We start from the raw sequence: 26,098 nt of genomic DNA, 5'->3' as shown, positions 1-26,098 counted from the left end.
CCGCCGCATGTGAATTCTGTGAGTCCGCTCAAAAACTAATCATTAGCGGACCTGACAGATGCCCTACCGAGTTGTCCCGACTGCTCAGCCATGGGGTAAAATGTCCAGCACGCGCTCCTTGGGACGGCACAGCCGGGTGCCCAGCGGGGTGACAACGATAGGTCGGTTGATTAAAATCGGATTGTTCACCATAAAATCAATCAGCTGCTCATCGCTCCAGCGCTCCTCCGCCAAACCGAGCTGCTCATAGATGTCGTTGTTGGTCCTTATCAACGCGCGCGCCGGGATGCCCATATCGCCAATCAGCTTTGCCAATTGTTCCCGGTCAGGGGGCGTTTTCAAATATTCAACGATCGTGGGTTCATATCCCTGCTGGCGAATCAGCGCCAGCGTATTGCGGGAGGTGCCGCAAGCAGGGTTATGATAAAGGGTAATGTTGCTCATTGGGGTTATCCCTCCAGTCTGGCCAAATAATGTTATCCCATCAATCCCCAGTATCGCGTTTTCCACGTTTCGGTGCACGTTATTTTAATAACAGTCATGGATGCCTGAGCGGCGAATTCATCAGCAATCATTCGGCTATGGCGGCCTTTAAATTATCTGCATTAAATATTTAATTCCCTTATTTGGTTTTATTTTATCAACACATAAAAAAACTGCCGGAGATTAATCCGACAGTTATCAGCTATGGCGACCCTATAATTAGGCTGCGCTATCCATCAGGATGATTGCCGTCCGGATAACTAAACGAAGCTTAATTATGTGGCTGTTGCATATTCATATTTCCCGACCGATTACCGGGCAGGTTTTCTTCCGCCGCCATGGCTGTTGCGGCCGCCTTTTTCACCGGCTTCAGCTGCGCGTTGCGGATCGTTCTTGAAATTGCCGCCGCTGTGCTGGCCGCCTTTCTTGCCTGCGCTGGACGCTTTTTCACGATCTTCAGCAAAATTACCTGAACCGCCACGATGAGTAGCCATCAGAGACCTCCGAGTGAGTTAAAAGTTCATGCCGTAATACATAGTATTCTTAATAAAAAATAACTATCTATCATCTCCGGTTGCTTAATCATAGAATGGTTAAACAACCGTTATGTTTGATCCTAGTCGACTCACCTCAGCTGACAAGCCTTATTTACACCTTGAAACAAATTGCGCTGAAAATAAATTCATCCTGAGCAAACAACATCATATTCAAGTCCCTGAATATCGGGAAGGAAATTAATATTTTTAGCATACTGCGCACCGTAATTTTTTTTCTTTAAAATAAATAGACGAAACCGCTGCGGCCGTTAACGCTATTATGGTAACGTTCCCGGCTTGCCCGCAAGCTCATGGCATCCGGAACCAGGGTTCGCAAAAATCATGATGGTATGATGCTACGCTATTCAATGGAGTATATTGGAAAGTGAAAATACATTGCCCCGGGGTTGGAACCGGGCCAGTCGCCTTAATAAAGGAGAAGTCAATGTCCACCGATATCCATGTAGTTGCCGTAATCGAAGGAAAACCGGGCTGTGCCGAAGCTATCAAAGCGGTTACCCAACCTTGCGTCGAAGCGACGCGAAAGGAAGAGGGCTGTTTGAAATATCAGCTTCATCAGGATCAAGACCGCCCCGAACATTTTATCTTCGTCGAACATTGGGCCAGCAATGAGATCCTGGCTAAGCACGGCCAGTCCGCACATATTAAAACGATGGTAGATGAATTGGCGTTGCTTACGGTGAAACCCCTGGAAGTATCGATACTTAAAAACTTGTACTGATCCCGTTGAGGTTTATGGTCAGGCGTCCCACGGGCGTTTGACAAATGCGACCGCTGCGGAAAATTAAAACCGGCGACCGGCGCATTGCGCCGTTCGTCGGGTGGCAACGAGGCGGCAGCGGGTGTTTATGCCATTTAGAGATATTCACGCAGCCAGTGCAACTGGCGCTCCGCCACCTGCGAAAAATGCTTGCCGGCAAAGAGATCATAATGGCCGGCCTTCGGCTGTATATAGCATTTTTTCTCCGCCGCAACGGCTTGATAGAACGCCAAACCGTACTCCAGCGCAATAACTTTATCGTTCTGCGCGAAAATCATCAATGTCGGCTGGGTGACCTTCTCAGCCGCCGCGGCCGGGCGATATTGAATCGCTTCCCACACCGTCATGTAAGGCACCTTGATATCCAGCGCCGGGTAATTATTTTTATTTTTTTCAAAAAAAACGCGGGATTCCTCGTCGGTCATCACCTTGTTAATGGGCACAAACAGCTCTTTTCCCAATTGCCGCTTCTTCCGTTCCATTCGCGCCATAGTATTGAGAAATCTCTTTTTTTCATCATGGCCCATATCTCCCGTCACCAGTTGTTCCCCATCGGCGAAACCCATTTGGCTGATGATGCATTTCACTTCAGGATGCCGCACGGCAACTTCCATCACATGGCAGCCCCCCAGTGAGGTTCCCCATAGCGCGATGCGTTTCACGTCTATATCCGGCCGGTTTTTACACCACTCCAGCACGGCGATGATATCGTTGATCTGCTGTTCTGGAACAATTCTGCCGGTCTCACCGCCACTGTCGCCAAACCCGCGGTAATCAAAGGTTACCGCCGTATAACCGTTCTGGGCGAAAAGGTCGGCGAATACCGGCAACAGGAGGTCCTGGATGCCAAAAAAGCCATGGCAAAGCAGGATTACCGGCGCAGGATACGGGGTCGCGCAACGTGCGGGAAATAACCGTACCGCCAGTTTATTGCTCTGGGAGACAACAGTATGCCGCTCTATGTCCATCGACTTTTCTCCTTGAATCATGAACCACTCATCTTCATGACAAAATGATTCTATTTATAATTTTTACGATAATTATTTTAAACGAATGCAAGCTATTACTTTTTTCGCTAATAACCGGTCCATTATATAGCACTGTCTTGTGCCGACTCAATGTGCTTAATGTAATTGAATTTAGTTCATTGTTTGATTAATTTTTAAAAAAATTATTTAGATTGATAACGAGTTAGATACTGGATTAATTAGCCACAATCAAATTATGAAAGTATCTTTTACTAACCTTACTATTAAAAACAAAAACAGACAAGTCAAAAAATAAATAACCTGCTAATAATTAATCATCAATCCTTACGCGGCGAGTGCTCAAAATAATATATTTTTTTCAGTAAGTTATGCCCACAATTGCTGTTAACTCCGGCCATCTTGCAAAGAGTTATTGATTATTTTTCAATACTGTTACGAATGCAATCAACATGAATGAATATACACTCATTGTTTGCGCCGTTCATGCTCTTGGCTGAAATAGCGTTGGAATTGAGCTATGGGTAAAGGTTTTGAAAATAAGAAGCCTTGCTGAAAGATAACCTTTTTGTCGAGCAAATACTGTTTTTGGTGTAAATGCTCCACGCCTTCAGCAATGACTTGCATGTTCAGCTTTTGTGCCAGATCAATGACCACATCAACGATGATCTTGGTGGTGCTTTCAAGCGCAATCATAGCGATAAAGGATTTATCCAGCTTAAGAAAATCGATATTCATTTTACTTAAATAAGAAAGACCGGAGTACCCGGTGCCGAAATCATCGATACCGATACGAACGCCAATCTCTTGCAGAGCCGATAAAACCTGCAAAGTGACGTCATTGATTTCAATGGACTGCCGTTCAGTCAACTCAAGCAATAAGGTGATCTTTTTGCCCTGCACGCTCTGTAAAAACTCGCGGCAGTCATCAACGATCTGCAGGTTTAGCAAATGAATCGCCGAGATATTCACGGCTATATGCAAGCTTTCCCGCCAAAAAACCGGCGTTCTGGCCACAACCTCCGCAACCTGTTTCATTAGCTGCTGCGTCAGCGGAACGATCATGCCGGACTCTTCCGCCAAGGGAATAAACACTTCCGGGGAAACCACTCCATCGGTGGGATGGTTCCAGCGAGCCAGGATTTCCACACCGGTACAACAATTGTTTTTCGCGTCCATGACCGGTTGAAAAAAAGCCTCGAATTCACTGCGCTTTAATCCGTGCGCCATCGTGGTCCTGATGGATGTCAGCGCCTTGAGCCAATTGCGGATCAGTAACGAGGTGACTAGCGATACCACCGCCAAAAAAAGCACTACCACACCGTAAGTATCGAGGAGATCCGCAAAAAAGCGGTGGCGGGAGATACTAACCTGCAGCTTGTAGGGATACTTTTGCGAATGCCCTTTAACGCCAATATACTCGTTTACCAGACCGCTGGCCGGCGCAAGCTTGCCCAGCGGCGACAAAAATTGATCGCCGATGATAACCATGACCTGATTATCGGTACCGACGATATTCATCATATAAGACATATACTGCGTATCGATAATGGTACTGACGCCGTCGTTGCCGCGGTATTTATGCATTATTATAACGGCGATATTGGGAAATAGAGCGGTACCATTGTGAAATTGAATGGAAGTCGCGGATGAGTTGTCGCCGGGGGTATGGGGTATCAGCTGTAGGTGCGGCGTCAAGGGCACCGTGCCACAATAAATTACATTGTTATGAATTAGATTCACCGTACGCACCAGGGAATGTTTCACGCTCATGATGCGTAATTGATCCACCACATCCCCGCAGGGCCGTCCAAGCAGCGTCAGCGCCTCTTCAGCCGTGCCGCTGGCGTCATCTAATATGGTATCGATAAATTTTATCGTGCTGTGAATATCGTTATCGGCTCTTTTTTTCAGTGTGTGCTGCGCGATAGCGCCGATTACAACTAATGAAACAACAAAAAGGCATAGCGGGATTACCACCCATAGCAGCATCAGATGTTTGTTGGTGAGTTTTGCTAAAACGGGTGCATCCAGTGACCATCGCATCTATGTTCCCTTCTCATCATTACTTCTTCGCGGCGAAGAGATTATCCCGCATCCCGGAGTCAGTTAAACCCTAGCCGCTCCTGAAGATTATACACCTAATGAATAACTTTCAACTTACCGTAATGAGGTGGGGTCTTAGAAACCTTTAAACATAGGCAGGGGCCGGCACAGCGGACGCAATAGAGGCATTAGGCGGGCAGCAAGGTGGGTAGCAGGAGCGGCAGGAGCGGCAGGAGCGGCAGGAGCCATCGGGGGCATGGCGAACATCGGGGCATATCAGGTCAGGTGGAATATTTAGCCGGCATTCATCACGCAACAGAAAGTAGCTTTGCTTCTAAGAAGGACTGGGATGATTGTTTTCATCTGTTTAGTAATTATTGTTGATACACTTTAATTTTTAATTAACTTCCTAGTAATTATTGTTGATATTGTTTTATTTGCATATTATTTTAATTGATGAAAATAATTTATCGTTGACCGAACCTGTTATTTGTTTTACTATCAAATTAAATAATAATCCCTATTTCGTACTCAATCCAGCCCTTGAATAATCAGTTCTTGCCAATACCATTGCATGTAAATATAGAGAAACATAATGCTTATAAATGTCAAATCAGCCCGAGATAATAAACATGTTCTCATTACGGATGAAATCAATGATCTTATACATCGGGAGATCAATTTTCCTGAACATACTCGATTTGCTTATTCGGTAATCAATAAACGTCATTTGGATCAGCCGGTCATATATTCTAACTATCCCACAGAATGGATTAATACGTATATCAATATGACGCTATATCATCATGACCCGGTCATCATCATCGCACTACAGCGCATCATGCCCTTCACCTGGAACGATAAAACCCTGTCCTCTGACGACACACGCCATGAAGAGATTTTCAAAGTTGCCGGAAAGTACAATATTTCCAACGGACATACTTTCCCTTTGCACGATCATGAAAATAATCTCGCCACCCTCAGCCTGTACACGGAGGGAGATACAGATTGCTTTCAAGATTATGTGGTGAAAAATAAAAAAAATCTGCAGCAGTTGCTATTAACAATCCATGAGCGTTATATCATCGAGCGAAGGTACGATCGTAAACTTTTCCGGGAAAAACTTGAAAAGGAATTAACGTCGCGAGAAATAGAAACGCTTCGCTGGGCAAGCCTCGGTAAAACATATAATGAGATCGCTATTATCATGGGGATCACTGAAAGTACGGTCAAGTTTCATATCGGCAATCTCATCGTCAAACTCGGCGTGGTTAATGCGAAACATGCAATAAGAAAGGCGTCTGACTTACATCTTCTGCAAATTTATGAATAATCAAGCGTCAATGACATGGATTACGTTACACCATAAAGAAATGGAATGATTACTACGGCCATTATCTTTCCCATGTCATTGACATGATGTTACCCAACGGAATTTTCATTAACCTGTTAAGCTTATTTCTAACCATGCAAGAATTTACATGTTGAAAGCGCTATGTTGATGTTTATTTTTATAAAGTAAAATATCAAAGATAAATAGGCCATTTTTTCAGATAATCCTCTTCACAATAATGATAACGACGTATATATTTGATCAGACTATCCTGACTCTCGTCATCAATGCCCAAACGAAGCAGATAAACGGGCTCTTTTTTTTCGGACAATCCAATGCTCACAATGGTAATATTCCAGCCACTTCGTTTCAAAAGCGTATACATTGATTTACTGCATACGGTCATGATGGCCGTTTTACCGATAGTACGCGTATAATTCACCATACCTAAAAATAATAGGTGGCAGAAGGGCAGCTTAGTTTCAGACAGCGATTTCACCCGCTCCTTATCGACAAAAAACCGGCTCGACTCCAGCAGGGTTTCATCCTCCGCTGCTTGATAATTGAAAAATGCCTTGAACGGGCCGGTAATCATGTTCGGATACTTCATGCTGATAAAACGCACGCTGCTGACAATGTAGCCATCGTAACAGCCCAGTAGATAGTGGGTATGTTCATTATCGTACTGATCAAACTCCCGGTCCCCCACACAGGCTACCTGCCAATTGAGGCGATCTTTAAATGTCCTTTTTCGCAGCAAATATAATTCGTCAAGCTTATCATTGATAATATCCTGGTAATCTACACTAATTAAATTAAACATACCCCATCCTGTTATCGTTATGATGAATTAACTACCTTTGTTCTAACTAAATACAAAGTGATTTTATGGTATCAGTAAAGGAAAATCCTCACAACCTGTACTAAAGTCTAGGGTAATAACTACACTATATATCAGCTTTAAAGATATTAAATTAACGAGTAATGTATTTCACTAACCCGTATTCACTCCAGTCATTATTAACGTTTATGATAGTTATAAGGGAACCTATGAGCAATCGATTTTGCATCATTTTGAACGAAGGAAACACTATATTAACTTTTGCGACCCCACTTCAGGATAAAATTTATAAAATAAAACAGGGATTTTTATTCATCGGCGACCGCACGCCATATCACACTTTTGATATAAAAAGTGAGTCATGGCATATTATTGGACATATAGACAATCTACCGTTGCTGAATTATTTATTATATAGCCATTATCCATCACAACATGAGGTTCTCAGCTTGGACATCATCTGCCTGGCGGTAAAACGTTATGGTATGAAAATTGTCGAATTACTTCAGGGCAATTTTTGTATTGTTTATGAAGATGCCGAGGGCAATCTGACGCTGGTCACGGAAAAAGAAACGCAGCAGTGTGCTGCCAAGGCCACGAATGACACCGAAACGGAGCGCGGCGGCACTGGCTGCCCGGTGGTTGCCGGCGCCCCGCAGGATACGCATTCTAAGCCCATTATACCCGATATTCCGGCCGTCAAGGAAGCGAACTGTACCGCGACGGCATGCCGGTACCCGCAGCAATCCTACAATACACAGCGGAAGATTGCCATAAATCGTTGGCATGATAACCATTTGCAATTCATCCAGAGCGTTAGGTATCCGGCGTATTGCGAAAAGGAGACATGCGTCATGAACGATATAAAAGGCAAAGTGATTGATATTTAAATTATACATTTCCGTCAACTTCAAAACTAAATAATATTTTATTTTTTAAAAATTAAGCCTATTTATAACGCCATAAGTGATCTTCTCGTTAATAAAGCGACGGGTAAACACACCTTTAATATAGGTCCTGATGGGTTTCGCAACTTAATATTCCCCATTTTCACTCATTAGACAAAGCGTCAAAATCGACTAGGCTTACTAATAATTATTACAGTCCGAACGAGCTCAAGGTGATTAAAATGGCCGAATCAGATCAATATAAAATGCAAAATCCTTTAACCCAATATCCGGCGGGCGAGTTCCCAAAACAACAGCAGTCATCGCCGGGTCTGCAATCGGAGATGGGGCCGGTTCCGGATTGCGGCGAGAGCACCTATCGGGGCAGCGGCCGGCTGACGGGGCGCAAGGCGCTGATCACGGGGGGCGACTCCGGTATCGGCCGCGCAGTGGCTATCGCTTTTGCCCGTGAAGGCGCGGATATCGCCCTCTCTTATCATCCGGATGAACAAAAAGATGCCGATCAGGTCGCGGAGCTGATTAAAGAGGCCGGCCGAAACCTGGTGATGTTGCCGGGAGATTTAAGCGATGAGTCCGTCAACATTAAAACGGTGGAAAACGCGCTCAATCAGCTCGGAGGCCTAGATATTTTGGCGATAGTGGCCGGTAAGCAAACCGCGGTCGATGATATTGCCGAACTGACCACCGAGCAATTTCGCAAAACGTTTGAAACCAACGTCTTCTCGCTGTTCTGGATAACCAAAGCCGCAGTGCCGCATATGCCGGCGGGCGCCTCAATCATTACCACCTCGTCCATTCAGGCATACCAGCCCAGTCCTTCCCTGCTGGATTACGCTTCCACCAAAGCCGCCATCCTCACCTATACCCGCGCGTTGGCAAAGCAGGTTATCTCAAAGGGGATAAGAGTAAACAGCGTCGCCCCCGGCCCCATCTGGACCGCGCTGCAGGTTACCGGCGGCCAGCCCATTGAAAAGCTCCCGCATTTCGGTTCGCAGACGCCGATGGGACGTGCCGGACAGCCCGCCGAACTGGCGCCGATCTATGTCTATCTGGCATCCCAGGAATCCAGTTATGTCACCGCTGAAGTACACGGCGTGACCGGCGGCAACCATTTAGGTTAATGATGCGGGGATAGGTATGTTTTACTCTTGATTATACTTTTGCGCCAAGGGGATGCCATGGGAATCACCGTTGTCCGGGGGTTTCCATGCCCACCAGGCCCACTTTGAAATAGCCCGCCTTGCGCAAACCGTCCATCACCGACATCATGGTTTCATAATCCACCTGTTTATCGGCTTGAAAAAAGATGGTGGTGTCTTTATTACCCTGGGTCTGAAGGTTAAGAGCGTCTGCCAGCGTATTCATATCCACCGCCCGATCGCCGATAAACAGCTGCTTATCCGCTTTGACCGATAAATAAACCGGCTTTACCGGCCGGGGCTGGGCCAAAGCGGTGGAGTTAGGCAAATTCACCCGGATATCCACCGTTGCCAACGGGGCGGCCACCATGAATATAATCAACAACACCAGCATGACGTCAATGAAAGGCGTCACGTTGATATCATGCATTTCGCCGTCGCCATCGATGTCTTCGTTCAAATGCATCGCCATAGTCTACCCTAACCGAAGCTTTGCAACGGCTTTGTGTTCGCGGTTGCCGGCGCCGACGGCCAAATCCAGATCGCGCCCCAGCAGCAGGAGAATTTGCGCCGCGCTGTCCCCTACCATGGCCTTATAGCCGGCAATGGTGCGGGCAAAGATATTGTAAATCACCACCGCCGGAATGGCGGCGAATAAACCCACGGCCGTGGCCAGTAATGCTTCGGCTATACCCGGCGCCACCACCGCCAGGTTGGTGGTTTGAGTATGCGCTATGCCGATAAAACTGTTCATTATGCCCCATACCGTACCAAACAGGCCGATAAAGGGGGATATGGCGCCGATAGTGGCTAAAAATCCGTTGCCTTTGCCCATCATCCGGCTGGCAGCCGCCACCCGCCGTTCCAATCGAAAAGCGGCGCGCTCTTTGATGCCTGCGCTATCGTTGGTTCCAGCGGATAAATCCAGTTCATTTTGCACTTCAGCCACCAGACGGGAGCTGACGCCTTCGGTCCGAAATGCGGCGACGGTTTCAATCGCCTCATCCAGACTGCGTACGTTTTTTAACGTTCTCAATTCATCACGCAGACGCCGTTTGGCCGACATCAGTTCGATACCTTTGCCGAAGAAAAGCGCCCAGGTGATAATCGATGCTATCAGCAGACCGACCAGCACGGTTTTCACCACCACATCGGCATGCCGGTACATTCCCCATACCGACAGATCCATTTGGGCAAGCTGCTGGGCCGAACCCATATCGGTACTCAAAGGTCCGGATAACGCGGGGGTCCGCTGGATGTTTTGGTCCAGGGCGGCATCTTGGGACGGCGCCTGTTGAACATTTTGGGCGCCGGGGTCTTGGGCGGCGGCCTGCGGCGGCGCCGCGGCGCTTAATGCACATGAAAATAGTGACGCCGCCGCCAGGCCGCGCAGGATCGCAGGCAGCGGGCCGGCGCATCGCCGAGCCTTAAAGGATAGGTCCTGGATAATCGTCATGACAGCCGTCTTCACGAAATGCCTCCACCGGAATCTGTTACAGGAAATTTAATCAGCGAGAATGATAACAAACAGGACGCGAATTGATAGTGGTTCTCATTATTATTTGTATCAATTTTATTATGCGGCCAGAAATCTACCCAATAGTTTCACTTCATTAATAAATGGTAGCTTAATTTGTAACGTATTTATCAAGATTACCGACAGCGGGAGGTTTTAGCGTCCGTTCTCCAGCCATCATTTTACGCCGCTGAATCATGAAAGGCGTTAATGGTTTTTTAACGCGTTAAAACGCCTGCCGTCGGCGTGCAATCGTGTTAACTTAACTACGCGAAAGGGGGGTGTAATCGAGGCTTTCCCCGGCCTGCGGAATCGTAAGTGAAACCATAAGCGAAAGGCATAGCGCAGAACATGACGGTTAAGAAAATTGAAACGGCGCTGATCGCTGCCGGGAGAGATAAAAAATTCACCCAGGGCTCGGTCAATGCGGTCATTCAACGGGCTTCCTCGTTGGTTTTTGATTCGGTTCAGGCCAAAAAGCACGCTACCGAGCAGCGGGCGAACGGGGAACTGTTTTACGGCCGGCGGGGTACCCTGACCCATTTCTCATTGCAACAAGCCATGGTGGAACTGGAAGGCGGAGCAGGCTGCGCTCTGTATCCTTGCGGAGCCGCCGCCGTAACCAATTCCATCCTCTCTTTCGTTTCCGCCGGGGATCATGTTTTGGTTACCGGATCCGTTTATGAACCCACCACGGATTTTTGCCGGCATATTCTGGGCAAGCTGAATGTCGCCACCACCTGGTTTGACCCGATGATAGGCGCCGGCATAGCGGATCTTATCCAGGAAAACACCCGCGTGGTGTTTTTGGAATCGCCGGGATCCATCACCATGGAGGTGCAGGACATTCCGGCCATCGTGCGGGCAGTGCGATCCGCTAATCCCCAGATTGTGATTATGCTGGATAACACCTGGGCCGCGGGTATTCTCTTGCCGGCGCTGGCGCTGGGCGTGGATATCTCCATCCAGGCCGGTACGAAGTATATTATCGGCCACTCCGACGCCATGCTGGGCACCGCGGTAGCCAACGCCCGCTGCTGGGATCAGTTGCGCGAGCAATCCTATCTGATGGGTCAAATGGCGGATGCCGATACGGCATATATGGCCGCCCGTGGTCTGCGGACGCTGGGCGTCCGGCTTAAACAGCACGAGGCAAACGGCCTGCGGGTGGCGCGTTGGCTGGCCGAACGCCCTGAAGTGGCGACGGTAAATCATCCGGCCCTGCCCGGCAGCCGGGGCCATGAATTCTTCCTGCGGGATTTCAAGGGCGCCAGCGGGCTGTTTTCCTTTATTTTGGCAAAGAGGCTGAGCCAGCGGCAGCTTGAACACTACCTCGATCATTTCGAGCATTTCAGCATGGCTTACTCGTGGGGAGGGTTTGAATCCTTGATACTGGCCAATCAGCCCGAAGAGATCGCGGCCATACGGCCGGCCGGCGGGGTGGATTTCACCGGGACCCTGGTGAGGGTTCATATCGGTCTGGAGAATGTCGATGACCTTATCGCCGATCTGGAAGCCGGTTTTGTTCGGATCGGGGAGGCGGGGTAATCGCTCATTGACCCAAAGAGGTCTAAAATAGTTAATGAAAATTGTCTGATTGGGCGGGCCGTCGAGGACAAGCCGGTCTATTGACGATACGCTGTGGCACTAAAACGAGATGAGCAGGTTCGAATGGGTGTATTACATGAGATTGTCCGCGCACTTTGGCAACAGGATTTTGCCGCATTAGCCAACCCGCGGGTAATTTGGGTGGTCTATTGCGTAATATTCACGATGTTGTTCTTGGAAAATGGACTACTGCCGGCCTCATTTTTACCTGGTGACAGTTTATTATTGCTTTCCGGCGCCATGGTGGCGAAAGGGGTAATGAGTTTTGTCCCCACGCTGCTGATTCTCACCGCCGCCGCGGGCCTGGGCTGCTGGTTCAGTTATCTACAGGGGCGCTGGCTGGGTGACACCCGCATTGTCAGAAGCTGGCTGCTCCATCTGCCCGCCCATTATCATCAACGCGCCTACACCATGTTCAACCGCCACGGACTGATGGCGCTGCTGGTGGGCCGCTTTTTGGCCTTTGTCCGCACCCTGCTGCCGACCATCGCCGGTATATCCGGACTGAGCAATACCCGCTTTCAGCTTTTCAACTGGCTGAGCGCGCTGATATGGGTCAGCGCCTTGCTGACGCTGGGGTACTCCTTAAGCCATATGCCATTGCTGAAACACCATGAAGATCAGGTCATGATGATCCTGATGGTGTTGCCGCTGATATTGCTGTGCAGCGGGCTGGTGGGAACCCTGCTGCTGCTCTGGCGTAAACGCAAGATAAAAGATACCGCCTGAAATAATTAAATCTGCATAGCCGAACCGGAGCCGGGAGTTCGAATTCGCGCCACGTCTTCCCTGGGGGAAACGCCGAAGTAGCGTTTGAATTCCCGGCTGAACTGGGACGGGCTTTCATACCCCACCCGCATGGCGGCGGTGCCGGCATTCAAACCGTCATGCAGCATCAACACCCGCGCCTTATGCAGCCGATAGGTTTTAAGATACTGCAGCGGCGAGGTGCTGGTCACCGCCTTGAAATTATGATGAAAAGCCGACAGGCTCATGTTGACGTCGGCGGCCAGCTGTTCAATGGTCAGGTTATCGGCGAACTGCCTTTCTATTTTTTTAAGTATCTTGGCGATCTGATTGAAATGCGTTTGCCGGTTCGCCAGCGCAAACAGCGCATCGCCGCAGACGTCCTGCAGCAGATAATAGATGATTTCCCGCACGATATTCGGCCCCAGCACTCTTGCATCCATGGGCTTATCCATAATATCCAGCAGGCGTTCCGCGGCGCAGAACAGCTCCTCGGTCAAGGGCGCCGCATTGATGCCGCTGGAGCGGGCGGTTACCGGCCGGAACTGCGCGTCATCTCCCATGGAGATAATCAGATCCTGCAACATCAGGGTATCCACGCCAATCGCCAACCCCACCAGAGGTTCTTGCGCCGAGGCAAAGGTTTCGCATTCAAACGGCAGCGGCACGCTCAGCAATAAATATTTGCTGGCGTTATAGTCAAAGACCTTGTTGCCGAGATAGCCGGTTTTTCGCCCCTGGAAAAGAATGATAATGCCCGGCTCATACATAACCGGCGTGCGGGCACAATAGGTATCGGTAAACAGCAGCCTGACATAGGGTATGGTTACCCGGTTTTTCTGCTGCAGCAACTCCATGGCGCGTATCGATAACCGGGTACAAATGGAGTGGTTCTCTGTCATCGTACGGATTCTCTCTATTGAATGATTCAACATTTATTTTGCCATTTATGGCGATATTTCTCTAATTATTAGGATAAATAGGCAAACAGCGAGGAGGAATATGCATTGAATCACGATGCCGCGTTAATCACAATAGAGGATAGGAATGTATACCTCATGACCTGCCGCATCCCGTGGCGTCTACTAGACTAGTGATACAGATTTTACCACTGCCGGCCTATTGCGCGCCGGCAACCGGCTATAAAGGAGATACTATGGCAACGCAACCTACAGTGACTTTTCATGATGGGCAGACCATGCCGCAGTTTGGCTTAGGCGTGTGGCAGGCCAGTAACGAAGAGGCCTTATCCTCGGTCCGGGAAGCATTAAAACTGGGTTATCGCTCCATTGATACCGCCGCCATTTACCGTAATGAAGTGGGCGTAGGGCAAGGGATCAAAGCCGCCGCGCTTCCCCGCGAAGAGCTGTTTATCACCACCAAACTTTGGAACGCGGACCAAAGCGCCGCGCCTAAAGCCATGGAAGAGAGCCTGAAAAAACTCCAGCTTGATTACGTTGACCTCTATCTGATGCACTGGCCGGCGCCGGCGCAGGACACCTATGTCCGGGCCTGGCGGGATATGGTCAAGCTAAAGGAAGAGGGGCTGGCCAAAAGCATAGGGGTGTGTAACTTCCATGCCCCCCATCTGCAACGGCTGTTTGATGAAACCGGCGTGGTTCCGGTTATCAACCAGATCGAACTCCATCCGTTGCTGCAACAGCGCGAACTAAGCAAGTTCAACGCTGCCCATGACATTATCACCGAGGCCTGGAGCCCGCTGGCCCAAGGCGGGAAAGGGGTATTTGATCAGCCGATTATTCGCCAGCTGGCGGAAAAATATGGCAAGACCCCGGCGCAGATCGTTATCCGTTGGCATCTGGATTCCCAGCGTGTAGTGATCCCGAAATCCGTCACCCCGGCGCGTATCAAGGAAAATGCCGAGGTTTTCGATTTCAAGCTGGAACAAAGCGAACTGGACGCCATCGGGCGGTTGGATAGCGGCAAACGCCTGGGGCCGAACCCGGATACCTTTGTTAAACCCTAACCGCGGGCTGAATGTCCAAGGTGCAAGGTCGGGACAGAGTGCGAGAGGGTAAACTCGCCGTGAACCCTTCCCTGGGGGCTCGATCCGCGCCATCCCTGGCGCGGACGGTTTACTCCTCTCGCACCCTTTCCCACCCTTATTGGCTCCGAATCATCTGTACATGCCCAGTTTTATGAGGAAGTTTGCACGATAAACTGGCCGGCGCAGCCGCGGTCGGCCAGTTCCAGGACCTGGTTATAATACATAAAGGGGAAATGACCCGAGGAGACCTGGGGATACCAGACCATCAGCTCTATTTCGGTCTCCACCCAAACCGTATCCTTCCAGCCCTGATCTTCCGGCAGCGGCGCGTTGCCGTTAACCCGTTTGATCAAAAACGCTACGCCCTGGATATGAAAGGGCTGTGGCGTATCGGCATAAATTATCCACCGTTCAAAACTGCCCTGCAGCGCCTGGAAATCCGTGCGGTTCATGTCCCAGAGGGCGCCGTTGATTCCCGGCAGGCTCCCTCCCAGACGGAACTCGCGGGTGCGGCTGATATTGCCGTCCACGAACTGATCCGGCAGCAGGCGCATGGGCAAATTATCCGTCACCAGCGGCAGCAGGCCGGTTGGCTTCAAGGTCAAGACCACGGTGGAAATCAATATGGTCGAAGGCTCAAAAAAGCCCCGGACCCTGTCCATCAGGCCCGCCGCGGCACCGACGGTAATGGACACTTCTTCCCCTTTCGACATATCAATGAGGATTTCACGGCGCTCGCCGGGCACCAGTGACAATTGGGTCACCGCAACCGGCGCCGGTAAAAAGCCCTGGTCGCCGGCCACCACCTGCATTGACCGGCCGTCGCTGAGCTGCAGCCGGTAGTTGCGGGCATTGGACGCGTTGATCAACCGCAGCCGCACCCAGCCGCGGGAGACTTCAAGGAATGGGCTTTGCACGCCGTTGGTCAATAAGGTATCGCCGAGAAAGCCGCCGCTGGAGGGCGGGTCGTACACCGGCGCGCCGAAATTATCCAGCCGTTTATCCTGGATAATCACCGGAAAATCATCCACTCCGTAATGATTGGGCAACGGCAGTCCTTTGCTTACCTCATCTTCCACCAGCCAAAGTCCGGCCAGTCCATTATAAACATGTTGGGCCATGCGGTTAGGGGTATTGGCATGATACCAGCAGGTTGCCGCCGGCTGGCGGATAGGCAATACCGGAGACCAGTCGACATTGGGGGACATCATGCGGGGCGCCCCGCCCATCAGTGAACCGGGCACCTGCAGGCCGCTGACGGTCATGGCCACCGGCTCGTTGAGGCGGTTGTTATAGATAAGCTTGACGTCGTCGCCGTTATAAACCCGCACCGTCGGCCCCAGATAACCGCCGTTGATGCCCCAGGTCGCCGTCCTGCGGCCGGGGATAAATTCCCAATGCGCCTGCTGCAGGGTTAAAAACAGCGGCTGGCCGCGACGGGACTCCAGCAACGGCGGCACCGGTAAGGCGGCCGGCTGTCCGGAGGCCCCTGCCCTCAGCGGTATGGCGCCGGAACAAAGCGCAATGCCCGAAGCCTGAATGAACTGACGTCGACTGAGTGACATATCTACTCCACAAGAACCCTGCAACCTGAAGTATTAAGGGTATATATATCCGGCGGCGGTCCCGCCGGTAACGGCACGGGACAAAGAAGCCCGCCTATTTTATCCGCGCTTCGCGCTCAGCCACTTCCGCATTCAGTTCCGCCAGCTTGGCCGCCATGATGTTGCGGCAATCTTCCGTCAGCACCCGCACCTTATCGCGGCTGTAGGCTGCGGTATCCACCGGCGGCATGACTTCAACAATGACCAGCCCGTTCGACCAGCGATTAAGCTTGATTTTATTGGAGGTGTTAGACACGCAAATCGGCACAATCGGCACTCCGGCGGCGATGGCCGCATGGAAAGCGCCGGTTTTGAACGGCATCAGCCCCCGGCCCCGGCTCCGGGTCCCTTCCGGAAACATCCAGATGGAGATATTTTTCTTTTTGATTTGGCGAACGACTTCGTTGATAGTACCGTGCGCCTTGGAACGATTTTCCCTATCTATCAATAAATTGCCCGCCAGCCAATACAGTTGGCCGAATAAGGGTATCCACAGCAGGCTTTTTTTCCCCACCGTAACCGTTCTGGGCTGCACAGCGCTCGCGGCGGTCACCATATCATAATTATTTTGATGATTAGCAATATAAATGCAGTTTTGCCGGGTCGTCATGGATGAAGGGCAACGTATCTCCACCTTTAGCCCTAAAAGCGGCGCCAGACGGCCGAACATATGGCCGAAGGTAGCGACATGGCGAGGATTTCGCGGACTGAAAAGACAATAAATCAACCCAAAGACGCAGATACAAGCAGACAGCACTATCACCAGAATTGTGCGAATAATCGCTAACATATTAACCTCTTAACCCTCAGCCACCGCCAGTATACCGGCTTGATGACAAATTACACGGCTATTACCGGCTCGGATCCGGCCCAACCGGCCGGATCCACGGTTTTTATTTTTTATCCCCTCAAACTTCAAGCTGCCGGTGCGTTGGCTTTCCCGCGACTTGAATTATTTAGGGTAGTCGAGTGCGGCCTGCCCGCCCGCGACGCGGGCAGGCGAGATCATACTCAGCGATCCGGCGCATCCCCTTCCGGGGAGAGAGCAGCCGCTAACGGATCATCCAGCTCAATGCGATCGATACGCTGCAGGCCGCGAGGCAGCAGGGTGCCTTTACGGCCGCGTTCGGCACGGTATTTCTGTAAATCCTCGGGACGCAGAGTGAGTTTGCGTTTACCGACAAAGAAGGTCACCGACGCCTTGGTGGAAAGCAACAGCAGCCAGGCCATACGATCCTTGCCCGACGCCGCGTCCGCCGCCGCAATGGAAATGATTTTATTGCCCTTGCCTTTGGAGAGCAGCGGCAAATCCCCCACCGGGAACAACAGTATCCGGCCGGCCTCGGTTATCACCAGCAATAGGGAATCGACAGCGTCGTTAACCCAAAGCGGCGCCATGACTTTGGCGTTTTCCGGCAGGGTCAGCATGGCCTTGCCGGCCCGGTTCCGGGCGACCAGGTCTTCGAAGGTACACAAGAACCCATAACCCGCGTCCGAGGCCAGCAGCAATTTTTGATCGCTGGGGGCGGTCAGCATCCGGTCGACGGTCGCCCCCGGCGGCAGGGTGAGTTTGCCGGTTAAGGGCTCGCCCTGTCCCCGGGCCGAAGGCAGGGAGGAGGGATCTAATGCATAGCTGCGGCCGGTGGAATCAATAAAGACCACCGGCTGATTGCTGATGCCCCGCGCGGCGGAGAGGAAGGTGTCGCCGGATTTGTAGTTCAACGCGCCCGGGTCGATATCATGGCCTTTGGCGCTGCGCACCCACCCCATGGTGGAGAGGACAATGGTTACCGGCTCGGAGGGAACCAGTTCATGCTCGCTGAGGGCCTTGGCCTCATCTCGCGCCACCAAAGGCGAACGACGGGGATCGCCATAGGCGGCGACATCCGTCTCGATTTCTTTTTTCAGCAGATTGCTGAGCTTGCGTTCAGAGGCGAGAATGCCCTGGAGCTTTTCACGCTCTTTCTCCAGCTCCGCCTGTTCACCGCGGATTTTCATCTCTTCGAGCTTGGCCAAATGACGCAGTTTCAATTCCAGAATGGCGTCGGCCTGGGTATCGCTCAGCGCGAAAGCCTGCATTAACACCTGTTTGGGCTCATCCTCGGTACGGATGATGCGGATCACCTCGTCAAGGTTGAGATAGGCCACCAGCAGCCCTTCGAGAATATGCAGGCGGCGCAGCACTTTTTCCAGCCGGAAGTTCAGGCGGCGCCGGACCGTATTCCGGCGGTAAACCAGCCATTCGGTGAGAATTTCCAGCAGGTTCTTCACCGCCGGCCTAGCATCCAGGCCGATCATATTCATATTGATACGATAGCTGCGCTCCAAATCGGTGGTGGCGAACAGATGATTCATGACCTGTTCCAGATCGATGCGGTTCGATCGGGGCACCACCACCAGCCGGGTGGGGTTTTCATGATCCGATTCATCCCGCAGATCCTCCACCATCGGCAGTTTTTTTGCGCGCATCTGGCTGGCGATCTGTTCCAGCACTTTCGCCCCTGACACCTGGTGAGGCAATGCGGTGATAACGGCATCGCCATCCTCCATATGCCATAAGGCGCGCATGCGCACCGATCCGCGCCCGCTTTGGTATATTTTGAGGATTTCATCGCGGGGGGTAATGATTTCCGCATCGGTGGGGAAATCCGGCCCCTTCACATGATTAAGCAAGTCTTCCAGGGTGGCTGCGGGATTATTCAGCAGCTCGATGATGGCGGCGCCCACCTCGGCGACATTATGGGGCGGAATGTCGGTGGCCATACCGACGGCAATGCCGGTGGTGCCGTTCAACAGAATGTTGGGCAACCGCGCCGGCAGCGTTTTCGGCTCTTGCAGCGTCCCGTCGAAATTAGGGGCATAATCCACCGTCCCCTGCCCCAGTTCGCTCAGCAGCAGCTCCGCGTACTTGGAAAGGCGGGACTCGGTATACCGCATGGCGGCGAAGGATTTCGGGTCATCCGGCGCCCCCCAGTTACCCTGGCCGTCCACCAGCGGATAGCGGTAGGAAAAAGGCTGGGCCATCAGCACCATGGCTTCGTAGCAGGCGCTGTCGCCGTGGGGATGATACTTACCCAAGACGTCGCCGACGGTTCGGGCGGACTTTTTGTATTTCGCGTTGGCGTTTAATCCCAGTTCCGACATCGCATAGACGATACGGCGCTGTACCGGCTTCAGCCCGTCGCCGATAAAGGGTAATGCGCGATCCATGATGACGTACATGGAGTAGTTAAGGTACGCATTTTCGGTGAATTTATGCAGCGCCAGGCGTTCCGCGCCGTCATGAGCCAAATCACTCATTGATTGTTCTTCCTCTTACCGCGGTGTGTTCGGGAGTAGATTGGCACACCCTGGGGTATGTTGGTTTCAAGCCAATGATAGTACCTTATCCGGCCTATGGCTGTCACAGGGGTTAATTGCCGCGGCGCCGGCCTTCATATGCAATGATTTCCTAAAGCAGCCGCTCATCGATCAAGACATTATAAAATATCGCGAGCATCTGGGCCGCGTCTTTGGTTAACTAGTGGGCGCCCCCATTTTTATCCAAAGACAGAGGAAGTAATGATCACGGTAATTGCAGAAATCAAAGTTAAACCGGGACGACGAGAAGCGGTTTTAGCAGCTATCCAGGCACTGCGGCCCAACGTGCTGGCCGAAGATGGCTGCGGTGAATATACTTTGCTGACCGACTACAAAGCGCAAGTGCCGTGGCGCAAAACCGCCCCTGACTCCATCTTCATGCTGGAGCAGTGGAAAAGCATACGTCATCTTGAACAGCATCAACAGGCGCCGCACATGGATGCGCACCGCGCCCACATCAGGAACGACGTTATGGATGTCACTTTCCATATTCTGGAGAAGCGTACCGATTGATTAACGCCTATATCGATGGCGATTTGCCGTAAGCACTGCCTCCGACAATCACCGGCGTTATGCAGGTGGTTGTCGGATTATCTCCGGGGGGATTAAGATGCCATTGATGAGATTGAAATTGGCCCTTCGCTAATTTACACCGTGCCGTCCGCATTGTAGTATTATATAGCCGTCGCCGTGACAGGGTTCTTGTTATCATGGAGGGTCAATTAATTTCATGGTTCCGACACCTGCTTTGAGATAATGAATACTTTTACTGATATTGATAATGCGGATAATGATTATTATAAAAATAGCCATGATCAGTGAAAAAGAAGCATCGCCAACAGCCATTACACATGCTTGAAAAATATATTTTACAAATGATGATAAATGCGTTAGAAACTAAAATATATCATTTTACAGTTACTGATTTTGGAAAATTAAGCCAGCCATGGCCGATGCCGATACTCTTGTTTTGAATATCTTTCATTAACATAACGGATTGAATGGCCCTCGGCAGGAGTCAGAGGAATACATATTATATAATATCTCTCAGTGAGTATTTTGGCTTTTTTCGAGTCTTAGAATGGTTAAGGAAAAAATTATATTTATTTTAATAATCCAATTTTAAAAAATATTTATGACACCAATTAAGGATTCCATGCCCTATGAATTTTTCAACATTAAAGACATGTTATTCCACTGCGGCATGTGAAAGTATTGAATGCGTTGGATTACTCAGTAACGAATTGTATGATTCATGGGGTTACTGGCAAAATCAGGCGGCTCACGGCAGCGACGAATTGCGGCAGATAGCCGTGGATATGCTTGAGGACTGCTGGCAAAGAAAATGTAATCAGTTAAGCTTGGTCGATCTTAATCTCACCACCCTGCCGCCTAATATGTCGCATCTTTATTGGTTGGAAATACTTGACGTCCACAATAATAAGCTGACATCCCTGCCGAACGATTTGCCGCCGAATCTGCGCAAGCTCAACGTCGGCCATAACCGGCTAAAAAAAATTTCGGCGAGGAAGCTTACCGATTTAAAGGAGCTAAACGCCGCCAACAATAAATTAAGCAGGCTGCCGACGCATTTGCCCGATTCCCTTGAGATCCTTAATGTCCAAAATAACCGGCTGTCGCGCTTATCGGAAAAACCGCCATTATCGCCATTATCGCTGCGCGTCCTTTTTATCAATAAAAGCCTGCTGACAACGCTGCCTGCGGAATGGGCCCGCCTGAGCACCGACGCCGCCGGGCACGGACCTGCGGCGGCGTTTTTCACCGTCGATGAGCGGGAAGCCGATAACCACAACGAAGACGTAGTGTCCGCGATACAGTCGGTATCCGAACCCGCCTTGTCAAACCGGCCGCGGGAATCATCCCAACCCAGGTGGAGGCTCGCGTTTGTCGCCGGTTGGGATGCCCTGTGCCAAAAAATATCCTTAAAAAAATGTTAGGCTCGGGCATCTTAATGAAATATTCACGGTAGCCTCGCCGTGAATTATGCGCCGCCCGCCGGCTATTACCCTAAAGTTTATAGAGTTATTATCTGATTAAGGCAAATTCCTGTCATATATTGAACTCCCATCCGCTCTGTCTTCACAGAAGGTCATTTCCCTTGGCGACATGACTTGTTTCGACGTTCATACTTCCGCCGCCTGAAACCGCAGGCAGCCCATACCATGACAATACCGGAGATAAGATGTTAAGTTTGTTCAAACCCGCCGCCCATCGGCCAAGGGTACCGGATCAAAGCACCGATCCTCTTTATCGCCGTTTGCGCCGGCAATTGTTTCTCGGCATTTTTTTTGGCTATGCCGCTTATTATCTGGTGCGGAAAAACTTCGCCCTGGCGATGCCCCAACTGATGGAACAGGGATTTTCAAAAGGAGATCTGGGCATTGCCCTGTCCGGCGTTTCCCTGGCTTATGGTATTTCCAAATTTGTCATGGGATCGGTTTCCGACCGGTCCAATGCCCGCCTGTTTCTACCCACCGGCCTGTTTCTCGCCGGGGCGGTAATGCTTTTCATGGGGCTGGTGCCCTGGGCAACCTCCGGTATCGCCATCATGTATGTCCTGCTGTTCATCTGCGGCTGGTTTCAGGGCATGGGCTGGCCCGCCTGCGGCAGGGTGATGGTGCACTGGTGGTCCCATAAGGAACGGGGGCCGATTGTCTCGGTATGGAACTGCGCCCACAATGTCGGCGGCGGTATACCGCCACTATTAGCCATGGTGGGCATGGCCTTGTTTGGCGACTGGCACAGCAAACTCTATCTACCGGCGCTGGCGGCCATGGCCATGGCGTTGGTGGCATGGCTGCTGGTGCGCGATACGCCGCAATCCTGCGGACTGCCGCCCATCGAAGAATATAAAAATGATTTTCCGGAGCACTACGACGGGGAAAACGCCGAACGGGAACTCACCACCCGTGAAATCCTGTTGAAGTACGTCTTGCCCAGCAGGTTATTGTGGTACATCGCGCTGGCGAACGTTTTTATCTATTTGCTGCGCTATGGCATTCTGGACTGGTCGCCCACCTACCTGAAAGAAGTGAAACACTTCACGCTGGAAAAATCGTCCTGGAGCTATTTTCTTTATGAATACGCCGGTATTCCCGGTACCTTGCTGTGCGGCTGGATGTCCGACAAGGTCTTTAACAGAAATCGCGGCGCCACCGGCGTCTTTTTCATGGTGCTGGTGACCATCGCCACGGTGGTGTACTGGCTCAATCCGGCCGGCAACCCCGGTGTGGACATGTTGTGCATGCTGGTCATCGGTTTCCTGATTTACGGTCCGGTCATGCTGATAGGCCTGCATGCGCTTGAGCTGGCGCCGAAAAAAGCCGCCGGTACCGCCGCTGGTTTTACCGGCCTGTTCGGTTATCTGGGCGGTTCCATGGCCGCCAGCGCCGTTATCGGCTATACCGTGGATTTCTTCGGCTGGGACGGCGGTTTCATGGTCATGATAGGCGGCTGCGTCCTGGCGGTGCTGTTGCTGTTATTGACTATGCTCAGCGAAACAAAACGGCCCGCCTTAACCGACGCCGCAGCGGAGTAGCATGCTGAAACGGGGTCACTCAGTTAAGGCGTTCATTGCGGCCTCGCAAGGTGGCCGGGAACGCCTGACCTGATTGGCGCCGATGTTGTCCTAGAAGATTAATTTAAATACGCCGGTAATGGTCAGCAGGCCGACAATAAAGATAATTGCGATAATCCAGAGAAATATTTTCATTCCGTTTCCTTCTTGTGAGGTGGGATATCATCAATGCGGAGTTAAGTGGATGATATCTTTAAATGAGTATAGAAGAAGAAAATGAAATTGACAGGCCGGGGCTGTATTAAGCCGCCCCGGACGGAACCTTAGCCGCTCTGCCGTATGCAGGCCATCAACGCCGCCGCATCGTCGATGCGCGGCGCCGACAGGATCAGCATTTTACCCAGCTTCAATGCATGATGCTGGCATTTATGCCGCATGGCGGCATCGGTCACGGTATCCAGATCCGCCACATGGGCCAGGCCGATGGTGCGGCGAATCAATTCGGTACCGCAATAGCCCAGGGCATCGGTCCAGACCTGCCGGAGGAAATAGCCGGCATAGCCCGATTCGGCAAGGGCGGGGTCTCGGGTGTTTTCCGCCGCCAGCGTCCGGAATTTCCCGGCAAAGGCCTGCCACAGTTCGCCGATATCCTGCAGACGCTGTTCACGGCCCGCGGCGGCCTCAGGCGGCCCCAGCAATCCCGGCAGGCCGCAGTAGTTCAGCAGCAGATTGCCGATGGCGGTGCCGATATCAAACCCGATGGGGCCGTAATAACCGAACTCCGCATCGATAACCTTTAGCCGGTCTTCGGCGACAAAGATCGATCCGGTATGGATATCGCCATGCAGCAATGCTTCCGCTTTAGTGAGGAAACGATGCTTAAGCGCCGCCACCGCCAGCTTGAGATCGGAATCGCTTTGTAATGAGGCCACCGCTTCGTTCAGCGCCGGCTCGTAGGAGTTACGGTCGTGGCCGCCGTAGGGATCGGTGAAAAACAGATCTTCGGTGATCTGGCACATTTCCGGATTGCTGAACCGGCCCACCTCGGCTTTTTTTTCGTGGGGATGCTGATAGAAATCCGACGTATGAAACAGGGTTCTGGCCAGATACTCCCCCAATTGGCGGGCGGCCTGGGGATAATAGCGGCCATAGGCCAGTTCCCGCCGCCAGATGGCCATGGAAGACAAATCCTCCTGAATCATCACCGCCAGACCGGCGTTATGATGCAGGACTCGCACGGTATGCTGCGGACAATAACGGCCATGGGCAAGGAGGGTTTCTGCCTCGATACGGGCGCGATCGAGGGTGAGTGGCCATGATTCGCCGACGCAGCGCACATAGGGCAACGCCTGTTTGACCACTACCCGGCTAACGCCTTGGCCGTCGAGGATTTTAAACACCAGATTGAGATTGCCGTCCCCCACCTCCTCGGCGTTTATCAACGTTTCCGCGTCGCTGAGCCCGGCATAACGGCGGGCATAATCAACGGCATCGGCGGCGGTAAGCGTACGGTAAGCGGACATATTTCAGCACCTCTATTTAAGAGTATGGACGTCTATACTTCTTTACGTCATGTTGGCAGAATACCTTTTTTGGCGCAATAACCTAAAAGGATTTAACAACTGATGCAGAACATTAACGCCACCAGTTTGCGGGTGCTGGATAACCGCTTGTGGATATTGGATCAGCAGGCGCTGCCGCAGCAAAAAAACTGGTATCGGGTCTCCACTGTGCATGAGCTTATTGATCATGTCCGCGCCCTTCGGGTACGCGGCGCGCCGCTGATTGGTTTGACCGCCAGCCTGCTGCTGGGCCTGCTGGCGGAGCAAGGGATGTCGCGCACGGAGCTGTTGTCCGCCCTGGCGCAATTGCTGGCGGCGCGCCCCACCGCCGTGAATCTGATGAATAACCTGGCGCGGATGGGCGAAGCGCTGGCAACGGCCGATTATTGCGATGCCATGGGACGGGAAGCGCTGCGGCTGGTGGAGGAAGATCGGGCGCTTTGCGAGGCTATCGCCGGCCATGGCGCGACGCTGGTGAGTCCCGGCAGCCGCCTGTTGACCCATTGCAATACCGGCGGGCTGGCTACCGCCGGTATCGGCACCGCGCTGGGAGTGATACGCCGCGCGCATCGACAGGGCAAAGTGAAACGGGTGTGGGTGGGTGAAACCCGGCCGCTGCTGCAGGGCGGACGCCTGACCGCCTGGGAGCTGGGCGAACTGTCCATACCCTATACCCTGATTTGCGATTCCATGGCCGCCGGGCTTATGGCCCGGGGCGAGGTGGACGCCGTTTGGGCGGGGGCGGATCGCATCGCCGCCAACGGCGACGTGGCCAATAAAATCGGCACCTATGGCCTGGCGGTGCTGGCGCATTACCATGGCGTCCCGTTTTATGTCGCCGCGCCACATACCACCCATGACGCGGCGTGCGCCGATGGGGGTGCGATTCCTATTGAGCAGCGGGATGCGGGGGAAGTTACCGGCGTAAGCGGCGGTTTCGGCAGCTGCCGCTGGGCGCCGGAAGGCGCGGAGGTTTATAATCCGGCCTTTGATGTGACTCCTGCATCACTTATCAGCGCCTGGGTGCTGGATAGCGGCGTTATTACCTCCGGGCAGGTGGCCGCAGGGGTTTTCCGGCGATCGCTGGTTAGCTGATTGATTT

22 protein-coding genes and 1 pseudogene are annotated in these 26,098 nt (G+C 51.8%); 11 read left to right on the top strand and 12 right to left on the bottom strand.

The annotated features are described in order from the left end of the window. Positions 1-87 precede the first annotated feature (87 nt). Together arsC and ACL2XJ_RS11775 are read right to left on the bottom strand one after the other, a co-directional pair. Positions 88-444 (bottom strand): annotated as a pseudogene (arsC, locus tag ACL2XJ_RS11780) (arsenate reductase (glutaredoxin)); the annotation flags it as partial. A gap of 350 nt (positions 445-794) precedes the next feature. After that, positions 795-977, bottom strand: a complete 183-nt coding sequence (locus ACL2XJ_RS11775; protein WP_132923445.1) for a general stress protein — start codon at positions 975-977, stop codon at positions 795-797. Between the two features lie 487 nt (positions 978-1,464). Here ACL2XJ_RS11775 and ACL2XJ_RS11770 point away from each other — a divergent pair, with 487 nt between their 5' ends. Next, the gene (locus tag ACL2XJ_RS11770) at positions 1,465-1,761 is read left to right on the top strand and encodes a putative quinol monooxygenase (protein ID WP_132923446.1); all 297 of its coding nucleotides are present in this window, start codon (positions 1,465-1,467) and stop codon (positions 1,759-1,761) included. A 134-nt stretch (positions 1,762-1,895) separates the two neighbouring features. Here ACL2XJ_RS11770 and ACL2XJ_RS11765 read toward each other — a convergent pair whose 3' ends face one another. Both ACL2XJ_RS11765 and ACL2XJ_RS11760 read right to left on the bottom strand, forming a co-directional pair. Then, the gene (locus ACL2XJ_RS11765) at positions 1,896-2,789 is read right to left on the bottom strand and encodes an alpha/beta hydrolase (protein ID WP_413726569.1); all 894 of its coding nucleotides are present in this window, start codon (positions 2,787-2,789) and stop codon (positions 1,896-1,898) included. Between the two features lie 465 nt (positions 2,790-3,254). After that, on the bottom strand, positions 3,255-4,832 hold the full coding sequence (locus tag ACL2XJ_RS11760; RefSeq protein WP_413726568.1) for an EAL domain-containing protein: 1,578 nt from the start codon (positions 4,830-4,832) through the stop codon (positions 3,255-3,257). Positions 4,833-5,427: 595 nt separating this feature from the next. Between ACL2XJ_RS11760 and ACL2XJ_RS11755 the strand changes: the two genes are divergently transcribed. Continuing rightward, positions 5,428-6,165 carry a LuxR family transcriptional regulator gene (locus ACL2XJ_RS11755; protein ID WP_413726567.1) on the top strand — a complete coding sequence of 246 codons (738 nt, stop codon included), beginning with the start codon at positions 5,428-5,430 and terminating at the stop codon, positions 6,163-6,165. A 193-nt stretch (positions 6,166-6,358) separates the two neighbouring features. On the opposite strand, the gene ACL2XJ_RS11750 is transcribed toward ACL2XJ_RS11755, so the two are convergent. Next, on the bottom strand, positions 6,359-6,988 hold the full coding sequence (locus ACL2XJ_RS11750) for an acyl-homoserine-lactone synthase (RefSeq protein WP_413726566.1): 630 nt from the start codon (positions 6,986-6,988) through the stop codon (positions 6,359-6,361). Positions 6,989-7,215: 227 nt separating this feature from the next. Here ACL2XJ_RS11750 and ACL2XJ_RS11745 point away from each other — a divergent pair, with 227 nt between their 5' ends. Together ACL2XJ_RS11745 and ACL2XJ_RS11740 are read left to right on the top strand one after the other, a co-directional pair. Beyond that, on the top strand, positions 7,216-7,896 hold the full coding sequence (locus tag ACL2XJ_RS11745) for a carbapenam-3-carboxylate synthase domain-containing protein (protein WP_413726565.1): 681 nt from the start codon (positions 7,216-7,218) through the stop codon (positions 7,894-7,896). A 239-nt stretch (positions 7,897-8,135) separates the two neighbouring features. Next, the gene (locus ACL2XJ_RS11740) at positions 8,136-9,035 is read left to right on the top strand and encodes an SDR family oxidoreductase (RefSeq protein ID WP_413726564.1); all 900 of its coding nucleotides are present in this window, start codon (positions 8,136-8,138) and stop codon (positions 9,033-9,035) included. 64 nt (positions 9,036-9,099) lie between these two features. Here ACL2XJ_RS11740 and exbD read toward each other — a convergent pair whose 3' ends face one another. Both exbD and exbB read right to left on the bottom strand, forming a co-directional pair. After that, a complete protein-coding gene (gene exbD, locus ACL2XJ_RS11735) occupies positions 9,100-9,525 on the bottom strand; it encodes a TonB system transport protein ExbD (RefSeq protein WP_413726563.1) in 426 nt (141 codons plus the stop codon). 3 nt (positions 9,526-9,528) lie between these two features. Next, a complete protein-coding gene (gene exbB / locus ACL2XJ_RS11730) occupies positions 9,529-10,524 on the bottom strand; it encodes a tol-pal system-associated acyl-CoA thioesterase (protein ID WP_413726562.1) in 996 nt (331 codons plus the stop codon). A 396-nt stretch (positions 10,525-10,920) separates the two neighbouring features. On the opposite strand from exbB, the gene metC reads away from it, so the two are divergent. Then, positions 10,921-12,117: a cystathionine beta-lyase gene (gene metC, locus ACL2XJ_RS11725; RefSeq protein WP_413726561.1), complete on the top strand. Its 1,197-nt coding sequence runs from the start codon at positions 10,921-10,923 to the stop codon at positions 12,115-12,117. A 123-nt stretch (positions 12,118-12,240) separates the two neighbouring features. Next, positions 12,241-12,906: a DedA family protein gene (locus ACL2XJ_RS11720; protein WP_132923455.1), complete on the top strand. Its 666-nt coding sequence runs from the start codon at positions 12,241-12,243 to the stop codon at positions 12,904-12,906. 5 nt (positions 12,907-12,911) lie between these two features. Here the strand turns inward: ACL2XJ_RS11720 and ACL2XJ_RS11715 are convergent, their stop codons facing one another. Beyond that, complete coding sequence (locus ACL2XJ_RS11715; protein WP_132923456.1) at positions 12,912-13,826, bottom strand: AraC family transcriptional regulator; 915 nt, start codon at positions 13,824-13,826, stop codon at positions 12,912-12,914. Positions 13,827-14,080: 254 nt separating this feature from the next. On the opposite strand from ACL2XJ_RS11715, the gene dkgA reads away from it, so the two are divergent. Next, positions 14,081-14,911 carry a 2,5-didehydrogluconate reductase DkgA gene (gene dkgA / locus ACL2XJ_RS11710; RefSeq protein WP_203522840.1) on the top strand — a complete coding sequence of 277 codons (831 nt, stop codon included), beginning with the start codon at positions 14,081-14,083 and terminating at the stop codon, positions 14,909-14,911. Between the two features lie 170 nt (positions 14,912-15,081). Here the strand turns inward: dkgA and ftsP are convergent, their stop codons facing one another. From ftsP to parC, 3 genes are all read right to left on the bottom strand, one after another. Then, complete coding sequence (gene ftsP, locus ACL2XJ_RS11705) at positions 15,082-16,497, bottom strand: cell division protein FtsP (RefSeq protein ID WP_413726560.1); 1,416 nt, start codon at positions 16,495-16,497, stop codon at positions 15,082-15,084. 94 nt (positions 16,498-16,591) lie between these two features. Then, positions 16,592-17,326: a 1-acylglycerol-3-phosphate O-acyltransferase gene (locus ACL2XJ_RS11700; RefSeq protein WP_132923459.1), complete on the bottom strand. Its 735-nt coding sequence runs from the start codon at positions 17,324-17,326 to the stop codon at positions 16,592-16,594. A 221-nt stretch (positions 17,327-17,547) separates the two neighbouring features. Further along, a complete protein-coding gene (gene parC / locus ACL2XJ_RS11695; protein ID WP_413726559.1) occupies positions 17,548-19,836 on the bottom strand; it encodes a DNA topoisomerase IV subunit A in 2,289 nt (762 codons plus the stop codon). 261 nt (positions 19,837-20,097) lie between these two features. Here parC and ACL2XJ_RS11690 point away from each other — a divergent pair, with 261 nt between their 5' ends. From ACL2XJ_RS11690 to glpT, 3 genes are all read left to right on the top strand, one after another. After that, positions 20,098-20,409 carry a putative quinol monooxygenase gene (locus ACL2XJ_RS11690; RefSeq protein WP_132923461.1) on the top strand — a complete coding sequence of 104 codons (312 nt, stop codon included), beginning with the start codon at positions 20,098-20,100 and terminating at the stop codon, positions 20,407-20,409. Positions 20,410-21,059: 650 nt separating this feature from the next. Continuing rightward, complete coding sequence (locus ACL2XJ_RS11685) at positions 21,060-21,854, top strand: leucine-rich repeat domain-containing protein (RefSeq protein ID WP_413726558.1); 795 nt, start codon at positions 21,060-21,062, stop codon at positions 21,852-21,854. Between the two features lie 245 nt (positions 21,855-22,099). Next, positions 22,100-23,455, top strand: a complete 1,356-nt coding sequence (gene glpT / locus ACL2XJ_RS11680; RefSeq protein WP_413726557.1) for a glycerol-3-phosphate transporter — start codon at positions 22,100-22,102, stop codon at positions 23,453-23,455. Between the two features lie 302 nt (positions 23,456-23,757). Here the strand turns inward: glpT and mtnK are convergent, their stop codons facing one another. After that, positions 23,758-24,957 (bottom strand): S-methyl-5-thioribose kinase, encoded by a 1,200-nt coding sequence (mtnK, locus tag ACL2XJ_RS11675; protein WP_413726556.1) that lies wholly within the window; start codon positions 24,955-24,957, stop codon positions 23,758-23,760. 102 nt (positions 24,958-25,059) lie between these two features. Here mtnK and mtnA point away from each other — a divergent pair, with 102 nt between their 5' ends. Then, positions 25,060-26,091, top strand: a complete 1,032-nt coding sequence (gene mtnA / locus ACL2XJ_RS11670) for an S-methyl-5-thioribose-1-phosphate isomerase (RefSeq protein WP_413726555.1) — start codon at positions 25,060-25,062, stop codon at positions 26,089-26,091. The last annotated feature ends 7 nt before the right edge of the window (positions 26,092-26,098 follow it).

Source organism: Sodalis sp. RH16 (assembly GCF_047324245.1).
Lineage (GTDB): Bacteria > Pseudomonadota > Gammaproteobacteria > Enterobacterales > Enterobacteriaceae > Acerihabitans > Acerihabitans ligni.
This window is presented reverse-complemented; position numbering and strand designations above follow the sequence as displayed.